1 protein-coding gene is annotated in these 544 nt (G+C 44.1%); it reads left to right on the forward strand.

From position 1 onward, the window contains the following. Positions 1 to 161 precede the first annotated feature (161 nt). Positions 162 to 544 (forward strand): P-loop NTPase (locus R7Q48_RS30270; RefSeq protein ID WP_318134104.1); only part of this gene is annotated, 383 nt, incomplete at its 3' end.

Genomic DNA, 544 nt, shown 5'->3' on the forward strand with positions numbered 1-544 from the left:
CTTAATATTCGCTTTTCTTGATAGGTATAAAAAAATTTTGATGGATAATACTACCCCATGAACTCACTAACTCCAAGGTGTCAAACTGCGGAATGCCTTAGTTTTTTTAGGGTTCTGGTTATGTCGGGTCGGTGGTAGCATGGTACTCAAAAGGAGGACTTATGCATCAGTTCACTTCAAAACAAGATTTTTGTCATTGGTTTAATCAATTTCAACATCCACAGTTAGTGGAAAATTGGGCCGATATTCACGGCGTTGTCACCATCACCGCTCAAGGTGAGGTGAAGATTACATTGCCATTTGCTAGTAATGAGCTTCAGCGCACATTGCAAGAATGGATTCAACAACAGCAAGCATCCAAAGCTGTAGCCGCGTTTCCGTTTCACATTGAACTCGGCGTAAAAGCACTAGAAACGCAGGTTTCTAATGCGGTGAAAGGTGTGAAGAATATCATTGCGGTGAGCTCTGCAAAGGGTGGGGTGGGCAAATCCACAACAGCCGTTAACTTAGCCTTGGGTATCGCGCAGTCGGGAGCGAAGGTTGG

This window comes from Vibrio sp. 378 (assembly GCF_033339435.1).